The organism is Methylobacterium sp. WL18 (assembly GCF_008040015.1).
Lineage (GTDB): Bacteria > Pseudomonadota > Alphaproteobacteria > Rhizobiales > Beijerinckiaceae > Methylobacterium > Methylobacterium mesophilicum.
The window spans coordinates 1-7,721 of record NZ_VRVD01000204.1 but is presented as its reverse complement, the minus strand read 5'-3'; the positions used below and the strand labels follow the sequence as shown (position 1 = coordinate 7,721).

Genomic DNA, 7,721 nt, shown 5'->3' with positions numbered 1-7,721 from the left:
TCGTTCACCCGCTCGTAGGACATGTGGCCGCCGCCGGGCGTGGTGTTCTGGTCGGCCGGCGCCGGCGCCGCGGATTGCGGCTCGGACTTCGGCTCGGCTTTGGCCTTCGGCTCGGCATTGCCGCCCGCGGCCTGCACGCTCGCCGGATCCTCGCCCTCGACGGCGATCACCGCGATCAGGTCGTTGACCGGCACGTCGGCGGTGCCCTCTGGGACGACGATCTTGGCGAGGACGCCCTCGTCGATGGCCTCGACCTCCATGGTCGCCTTGTCGGTCTCGATCTCGGCGAGGATGTCGCCGGATTTCACGGCGTCGCCCTCTTTCTTCAACCACTTGGCGAGGTTGCCCTTCTCCATGGTCGGCGACAGGGCGGGCATGAGCACGTTGATCGGCATGGCATCAGGTCTCGGGCAAGGCCGGGGCGGCCGGATCGTCGAAGGGAAACAGGTCGTCGAGGGGGAACGGGACGGCGTCGAACGGCGCGAGCGCTACGGTCTCGCCGCGCTGGATCGTGGCCAAGACCACCCAGCGCCCATCCGCGAGGGCAAAGCCTTCCAGAAACCCTTCGCCCGGATCGAGCAGCCAGAGGTGGCCGATCCCTGCCTCGGCGTAGATGCGGCGCTTGGGACCGCGGTCGAGGCGCATGGTGGGCGGCGACAGGATCTCGCAGACCCAATCCGGCGCGGTCGTGATGAAGGCATCCGCGGGTTCGGTCGGCATCCGCTCGCGGCGCCAGGCAGCGAGATCGGGCACGACCACGTGAGGGTCGAGATGAAGCTCCGGCTCGATCATGAAGATCCAACCCCCGGGACCCTCACGCCCACGGCTGAAGGTAAAATCGAGCTCGCCGGAGAGCCGTACTGCCGCGCTGGCGTGCCCAGGCCGCGGACGCGGGTGTGTCTCCAGGGTGCCATCGATGATCTCGGCGACGAGATGCTCCGGCACGGCCACGAGATCCGCGTAGGTCGCCTGCCGGACAGCCGCCTCAGCCATGGTCGGATGCCGCCATCGCTAGTTGAAGCCGCCGGGGTCGAGCCCCTCGGCCTCCCAGCCGGCGCGGATGCGCTCGAACGCCTCCTCCTCCGACATGTCGGTCTCCAGCGCGTAGGCGCGGGCCGCCTGCCGACCGAGGTCGAGCAGCAGCCGGCCCCAGGTCGCAGGATCGTCGAACGAGCGGCGGAGCGCCACGCTCACGGCCCCGTCCACCACGGCCGCGCGCAGCACCTCGATGCCGCCCTGCGCGCGGGCGTCCGGCGGGATGGCCAGTTCGACGAAGTCCTGTGTGGGATCCTGGCTCATGGCGCGCCGGCTGGTTTCCGAACCCGTTCGGGGCAGACGGACGGGGCTGCGGCGCCACCCGCAAATCCCGTCACTTGTAGCAGACGCTCTTGGCCGCCTCGACGACCTCGGCCACGGTCGGCAGGGCGAGCTTTTCCAGGTTCGCCGCGTAGGGCATCGGCACGTCCTTGCCGGTGATGCGCAGGACCGGGGCGTCGAGATAGTCGAAGGCGTCGACCATCAGGCGGGCCACGATCTCGGCGCCGATGCCGGATTGCGGGAACCCCTCCTCCACCGTGATGCAGCGGCCGGTCTTCTTGACCGAGCGCACCACGGTCTCGGAATCCATGGGCCGGATCGTGCGCAGGTCGATCACCTCGGCCTCGATGCCCTCCTCGGCGAGGATCTGCGCGGCCTTGAGCGCGTAGGTCATGCCGATCGCGAAGGACACGATGGTCACGTCCTTGCCGGTGCGGTGGACCCGTGCCTTGCCGATCGGCAGCACGAAGTCGTCAAGCTGCGGCACCGGGAAGGACTGGCCGTACAGGATCTCGTTCTCGAGGAAGATGATCGGGTTCGGGTCGCGGATCGCGGCCTTGAGCAGGCCCTTGGCGTCAGAGGCCGTGTAGGGGGCGATCACCTTGAGGCCCGGCACGTTGGAGTACCACGCGGAATAATCGTGGCTGTGCTGGGCGCCGACCCGGGCGGCCGCGCCGTTGGGGCCGCGGAACACGATCGGACAGCCGAGCTGGCCACCGGACATGTACAGGGTCTTGGCCGCCGAGTTGATGATGTGGTCGATCGCCTGCATGGCGAAGTTGAAGGTCATGAACTCCACGATCGGCTTCAGGCCGGACAACGCCGCGCCGACGCCGATGCCGGCGAAGCCGTGCTCGGTGATCGGGGTGTCGACCACGCGCCGGGCGCCGAACTCCTGCAGCAGCCCCTGGGTGATCTTGTAGGCGCCCTGATACTCGGCGACCTCCTCGCCCATGACGAAGACGTCGCCGTCGCGGCGCATCTCCTCGGCCATGGCGTCGCGCAGGGCCTCGCGGACCGTGGTGGTGACCATCGGGGTGTTGGCCGGGAACTCCTCCATCACCGGCTCGTCGGCCTTGTTGGTGATGATGGCCGGCGCCGCCGGCGCGTTCGGGGCGTCGGAGCCGGTCTTGGCCGCCGGGGCGGGTTTCTCGGCCATCCCCTCGGCCTGCATGTCCGGCGTCGGGGCCGGGTGGCCGCCGGCGCCGTTAGGCTTCGGCTTACCACCGCTGGCGGCCGCCTCGGCCACATCCTCGCCCTCACCCGCGATGATGGCGATCGGCGTGTTGACCGCGACGCCCTCGGTGCCCTCCGCGATCAGGATCTTGGCGAGCACGCCCTCGTCGATGGCCTCGACCTCCATGGTCGCCTTGTCGGTCTCGATCTCGGCCAGCACGTCGCCGGACTTGACCGGGTCACCCTCTTTCTTCAGCCACTTGGCGAGCTTGCCCTCCTCCATGGTGGGGGAGAGGGCGGGCATCAGGATGTCGGTCGCCATGCTCAGCTCTGCGGTCGTCTTTTCGGTCGGGGCGGCCAGGGTTTCGCGGACGCGCTAGGCGTGCGCATCCAGCAGGATGTCGGTCCACAGCTCGGCGGGATCCGGCTCGGGATCGTTGGTGGCGAACTCGGCCGCCGCGTTCACGGTCTCGCGGACCTTGGCGTCGGTCGCCTTGATCTCCGCCTCCGGCACCCCGTGCAGCTCAAGCAGGCGCTTGCGCACCATCTCGATCGGGTCGTGCTCGTCGCGCATCTTCGAGACCTCGTCCTTGGTCCGGTACTTGGCCGGATCGGACATGGAATGGCCGCGGTAGCGGTAGGTCTGCATCTCCAGGATGTAGGGGCCCTTGCCCGTGCGGGCGTGCTCGACCGCCCGCGCCGCCGCCTCGCGCACCGTGCGCACGTCCATGCCGTCGACCTGCTCGCCCGGGATGCCGAAGGAGAGGCCGCGCTTGGAGAAGTCGGTCTGCGCCGAGGCCCGGGCCACCGAGGTGCCCATGGCGTAGCGGTTGTTCTCGATCACGTAGACCACGGGCAGCTTCCACAGCGCCGCCATGTTGAAGCTCTCGTAGACCTGGCCCTGGTTGGCCGCGCCATCGCCCATATAGGTGAGGCTGACCTTGCCGTTCTCCCGGTAATGATCCGCGAAGGCGAGGCCAGTGCCCAGCGAGACCTGGGCGCCCACGATGCCGTGGCCGCCGAAGAACTGCTTCTCGCGGCTGAACATGTGCATGGAGCCGCCCTTGCCGCGGCTGTAGCCGCCCCGGCGGCCGGTCAGCTCGGCCATGACACCCTTGGGGTCCATGCCGCAGGCCAGCATGTGGCCGTGGTCGCGGTAGCCGGTGATGACCTGGTCGCCGTCGACCGAGGCCATCTGCATGCCGATCACCACGGCTTCCTGGCCGATATAGAGGTGGCAGAACCCGCCGATCAGGCCCATGCCGTAGAGCTGGCCGGCCTTCTCCTCGAAACGCCGGATCAGCAGCATCTCGTGATAGGCGTGAAGGTCTTCCTCGCGGGTGAATTGCGGCATGTTGGGCGCGGGCTTGTGCGCCTCGATAACCTGAGCGCTTCCGGCCTCTGAGCTTCCGACCTGCGGTTGCGAGGACGAAGCGTCCTTCGCAGGCTCCTTGGCGGCGTCCATCGGCGCTCTCCCCGTGATTCCACGCGACTGGAACGGGGTGTAGGACAGCACCGTTTGGAAAGCGAGGGTGGACGCTCTGACAGGTCGCCCCTCTTGTCAGAGGCGATCTAAAGCATCGTCCCGAACGGCAGCCGCCGGCTTTCGTGCATGGAAGAGGCCGACCTTAAGTGGCGGCGCGTAGGGCCGGAGCGTGATGTCAGGGCGTGATGACGACCACGTCGTTGGCGTGGACGCGGCCCAGCACGATCCGGGCCCGCTCTTCCAGGAGGTCGCGGTCGATCTGGTCGCTCTTGAGCAGGGTCACCCGGTGCTCCCAGGTCGCCCGCTCCGCCCGCACGGCGGCGAGCTCCCGGGTGAGGCCGTAGGCGCGGATCTTCAGCACCTTCTTGGCCTCGAGGCCGCGGTTGCCGCTCTCGGCCTGCCACACGAAGAAACCGACGACGAGCGCCGACAGGGTCCAGAGACCCAGGGGCAACACGACCATTCTGACGCGGCGACGGACGACCATGGCGCCAGCCTCGCGCGGAAAGGTTAACGGAGTTTTTCGGTGCTGCCGGTTCGTACCCGTCGGGTATGATCCGGGCCGGACAGAGGGAGCCCCGGCGCACCGATGGACATGACGGAGCTGACGCGCTGGATCGCGGAGCACGCGACCGCGACCGACGACCACGACACGATGCTGGCGCGGGTCTGCGAGGCCCTGTGCGCGGCCGGCGTCCCGCTCTGGCGGGTCAGCGTCATGTCGCCGGCCATCGACCCGACCGTGCGGGGCGTCAGCCTGAACTGGCTCCTCGGCCAGGGCCTGACCTTCGTGCCGAACCCGCACGGCGCCGAACAGGAGGCCGACTGGCTCCGCAGCCCGATCTTCGCGATGCTGGAGCGGGGCCAGACCTTCGGACGCTGGCGCCTCGACAGCCCCGGTCCGGAAACGGATTACCCGATCCTGCACGGCCTGCGCGCCGAGGGCGGCACCGAGTACGCGGTCCAGATCGTCGGCTTCGCGCCCGGCACGGCGTTGCGCGGCGTCGCGATCTCGTTCTGCACCCAGGCCCGCGACGGCTTCACGCAGGCCGACCTCGCGGCGGTCGCGGCGGTGATGCCGACCTTCGCGCTGGCGGTGGCCAAGCTCGGCCTCGGACATACCCTACGCGAGGTCACGGCGACCTATCTCGGGCGCTCCACCGCGGAGCGGGTCCTCGACGGGCAGATCCAGCGCGGCCAGGGCCGGGCCGTCCCGGCCGCGATCCTACTGACGGACCTGCGCGGCTTCACGGCCCTGTCCGACCGGGCCGACCCCTACGACATGGTCACCTGGCTCAACGAGCATTTCGACGCGCTGGGCGATCCCGTGGCCCGGCACGGCGGCGAGATCCTCAAATTCCTCGGCGACGGCTTCCTGGCGATCTTCCCGGTGGCCGATGCCGGCATCCTGCCCTGCCCCGTCTGCAACAGCGCCCTCGACGCCGCCGCGGACGGACTCGCGGCCAACGCCGCGCTCAACGATCACCGCCGGGCCGCGGGGCTACCGGAGCTGACTGCCGACTGCGTCGTGCATTTCGGGACGGTGGTCTACGGCAATGTCGGCACCGAGCGCCGCCTCGACTTCACGGTGATCGGGCGGGCGGTGAACGAGGCGAGCCGTATCGAGAGCCAGTGCGAGGCCCTCGGCCACACGCTGCTGGTTTCGGATTCCTTCGCGGAACGGTGCGCCCGGCCTCTGAAAACGGTGGGAACCATCGAGCTGCGGGGGCTGGCGCGGCCGCAGAAGGTCTGGACGCTGCCGGGTGACTGAAGTTCGTCGGCCGAAGGACGTGGAGCGCCGTTCCCGGTCATTGCTTCGCTGCGCTCGCAATGACGGTGCAATTTGAAAGACGGCCCCCGTCTTCCCTCCCCGCAAGCCGGGAGGGAAGACGTATGCGAATTCAGCCCCGCGCCAGATGCTTGATCGCCGAAGCGCCGGCGTAGAGCGCCTGCGGACCGAGGCCCTCCTCGATACGGATCAGCTGGTTGTACTTCGCCAGTCTGTCGGAGCGGGCCAGCGAGCCGGTCTTGATCTGCCCGCAATTGGTGGCGACCGCGAGGTCCGCGATGGTCGAATCCTCGGTCTCGCCGGAGCGGTGGGACATCACCGCGGTGTAGCCGGCGCGCTGGGCCATATCGACGGCCGCCAGGGTCTCGGTCAGCGTACCGATCTGGTTGACCTTGATCAGGATCGAGTTGGCCGTGCCCTCGGCGATGCCGCGGGACAGGCGCTCGACATTGGTCACGAACAGGTCGTCGCCCACGAGCTGGCAGCGATCGCCGATCTTCTCGGTCAGGAGCTTCCAGCCGGCCCAGTCGTCCTCGGACATGCCGTCCTCGATCGAGAGGATCGGGTAGTTGGCAACCAGCTGGGCCAAGTAATCGACCTGAGCCTCGATCGAGCGGTTCGTGCCCTCGCCCTCGTAGGCGTAGGCGCCGTCCTTGAAGAACTCGGTGGCGGCGCAGTCGAGGCCCAGGGCGATCTCGGTGCCGGGCTTGAAGCCGGCGGCCGTGATCGCGTCCATCACGAAGTCGAGGGCGGCCTCAGCCGACGGCAGGTTCGGGGCGAAGCCGCCCTCGTCGCCGACATTGGTGTTGTGGCCGGCCTTCTTCAGCTTGCCCTTGAGGGTGTGGAACACCTCGGAGCCCATGCGCACGGCGTCGGCGAGCGACTCCGCGCCCACCGGCAGGATCATGAATTCCTGGAAGTCGATCGGGTTGTCGGCGTGCGCCCCGCCGTTGATGATGTTCATCATCGGCACCGGCAGGACCCGCCCCTGCACGCCGCCGACGTAACGGTAGAGTGGCAGGCCCGAGGCCTCGGCCGCCGCCTTGGCGACCGCGAGCGACACGCCCAGAATCGCGTTCGCCCCGAGGCGCGCCTTGTTGGGGGTGCCGTCGAGCTCGATCATCGCCTCGTCGACGGCGACCTGATCCTCGGCCTCCATGCCGCCGATCGCGTCGAGGATCTCGGTCTGCGCGGCCTCGACCGCCTTCAGCACGCCCTTGCCCAGGAAGCGGCTCTGATCGCCGTCGCGCAGCTCGACCGCCTCGTGGGCGCCCGTGGACGCCCCCGACGGGACGGCGGCGCGGCCGAACGAGCCGTCCTCCAGAAGGACGTCGACCTCGACCGTGGGGTTGCCGCGGCTGTCGAGGATCTCGCGGGCGCTGATATTGGTGATCGCGGTCATTACAGGTCCTCTCGCGGGGCCGCTTGTCGGCAGCGGCGGCCCCGATCCGGGGTGCGGCGCATCGCGGCGGCTTATCCGTCAAGCCGCGTCCGGCGGCAAGCATCCGGTTAGGTGGCGCCTGTGCACGTGTCGTGACAGCGATGAATCGCAACGCTGACGTGCGGGCCTACCGCACGCGCAGCGGGGCCGGGTGCCGGACCGGGGTCGCGGCCAGGGATCGGTTCAGCCTACGTAACTGGACATCGTTGCGGGCACAGAGGTCGTAGCTGGTCATGGCATCGAGCATGCGCTGGACCGCGTCGTCTTCCCTAGCGCGGGCGGGAGCGGCTGCAGCCGCGACCATCGCAATCAACCCGAAGGCAATGAGACGCATCGTATCGTACCGGCTTCGGACAGCGTCGACGGCCACCCGCTCCGCGGATCGTGACGGAAACCGGTAAAGAATTGGTCGCGGCGCGCATGGGTGCGCCGGACCGCACGCGGGCTTATAAAGACGCCATGACCACGCCTGAGACCCTGCAGCTCGGCCAGCCCACCCCGCTGCCGTCCTC

9 protein-coding genes are annotated in these 7,721 nt (G+C 69.0%); 1 reads left to right on the top strand and 8 read right to left on the bottom strand.

The window, feature by feature from the left end; all coding sequences use genetic code 11:
• From FV228_RS15445 to FV228_RS15420, 6 genes are all read right to left on the bottom strand, one after another.
• Positions 1 to 395 (bottom strand): biotin/lipoyl-containing protein (locus tag FV228_RS15445; protein WP_147855431.1); only part of this gene is annotated, 395 nt, incomplete at its 3' end.
• Between the two features lie 4 nt (positions 396 to 399).
• Complete coding sequence (locus tag FV228_RS15440; protein WP_147855430.1) at positions 400 to 993, bottom strand: Uma2 family endonuclease; 594 nt, start codon at positions 991 to 993, stop codon at positions 400 to 402.
• Positions 994 to 1,011: 18 nt separating this feature from the next.
• The gene (locus tag FV228_RS15435) at positions 1,012 to 1,299 is read right to left on the bottom strand and encodes a DUF5076 domain-containing protein (protein ID WP_147855429.1); all 288 of its coding nucleotides are present in this window, start codon (positions 1,297 to 1,299) and stop codon (positions 1,012 to 1,014) included.
• A gap of 70 nt (positions 1,300 to 1,369) precedes the next feature.
• Positions 1,370 to 2,815 (bottom strand): pyruvate dehydrogenase complex E1 component subunit beta, encoded by a 1,446-nt coding sequence (locus FV228_RS15430; RefSeq protein WP_147855428.1) that lies wholly within the window; start codon positions 2,813 to 2,815, stop codon positions 1,370 to 1,372.
• 54 nt (positions 2,816 to 2,869) lie between these two features.
• Positions 2,870 to 3,847 (bottom strand): pyruvate dehydrogenase (acetyl-transferring) E1 component subunit alpha, encoded by a 978-nt coding sequence (pdhA, locus tag FV228_RS15425; protein ID WP_238260602.1) that lies wholly within the window; start codon positions 3,845 to 3,847, stop codon positions 2,870 to 2,872.
• Between the two features lie 307 nt (positions 3,848 to 4,154).
• On the bottom strand, positions 4,155 to 4,466 hold the full coding sequence (locus tag FV228_RS15420) for a septum formation initiator family protein (RefSeq protein WP_147855427.1): 312 nt from the start codon (positions 4,464 to 4,466) through the stop codon (positions 4,155 to 4,157).
• Between the two features lie 108 nt (positions 4,467 to 4,574).
• On the opposite strand from FV228_RS15420, the gene FV228_RS15415 reads away from it, so the two are divergent.
• A complete protein-coding gene (locus FV228_RS15415; protein ID WP_246693916.1) occupies positions 4,575 to 5,750 on the top strand; it encodes an adenylate/guanylate cyclase domain-containing protein in 1,176 nt (391 codons plus the stop codon).
• 130 nt (positions 5,751 to 5,880) lie between these two features.
• On the opposite strand, the gene eno is transcribed toward FV228_RS15415, so the two are convergent.
• Both eno and FV228_RS15405 read right to left on the bottom strand, forming a co-directional pair.
• Complete coding sequence (gene eno / locus FV228_RS15410) at positions 5,881 to 7,170, bottom strand: phosphopyruvate hydratase (protein ID WP_147855425.1); 1,290 nt, start codon at positions 7,168 to 7,170, stop codon at positions 5,881 to 5,883.
• A 166-nt stretch (positions 7,171 to 7,336) separates the two neighbouring features.
• Positions 7,337 to 7,543 (bottom strand): hypothetical protein, encoded by a 207-nt coding sequence (locus tag FV228_RS15405; RefSeq protein ID WP_147855424.1) that lies wholly within the window; start codon positions 7,541 to 7,543, stop codon positions 7,337 to 7,339.
• Positions 7,544 to 7,721: the final 178 nt, after the last annotated feature.

Excerpts from the sequence above, each read along its gene's own strand:
- FV228_RS15440 (WP_147855430.1), bottom strand. The coding sequence starts at position 993 with ATGGCTGAGGCGGCTGTCCGGCAGGCGACCTACGCGGATCTCGTGGCC.
- FV228_RS15435 (WP_147855429.1), bottom strand. The coding sequence starts at position 1,299 with ATGAGCCAGGATCCCACACAGGACTTCGTCGAACTGGCCATCCCGCCG.
- FV228_RS15430 (WP_147855428.1), bottom strand. The coding sequence starts at position 2,815 with ATGGCGACCGACATCCTGATGCCCGCCCTCTCCCCCACCATGGAGGAG.
- pdhA (WP_238260602.1), bottom strand. The coding sequence starts at position 3,847 with ATGCCGCAATTCACCCGCGAGGAAGACCTTCACGCCTATCACGAGATG.
- FV228_RS15420 (WP_147855427.1), bottom strand. The coding sequence starts at position 4,466 with ATGGTCGTCCGTCGCCGCGTCAGAATGGTCGTGTTGCCCCTGGGTCTC.
- FV228_RS15415 (WP_246693916.1), top strand. The coding sequence starts at position 4,575 with ATGACGGAGCTGACGCGCTGGATCGCGGAGCACGCGACCGCGACCGAC.
- eno (WP_147855425.1), bottom strand. The coding sequence starts at position 7,170 with ATGACCGCGATCACCAATATCAGCGCCCGCGAGATCCTCGACAGCCGC.
- FV228_RS15405 (WP_147855424.1), bottom strand. The coding sequence starts at position 7,543 with ATGCGTCTCATTGCCTTCGGGTTGATTGCGATGGTCGCGGCTGCAGCC.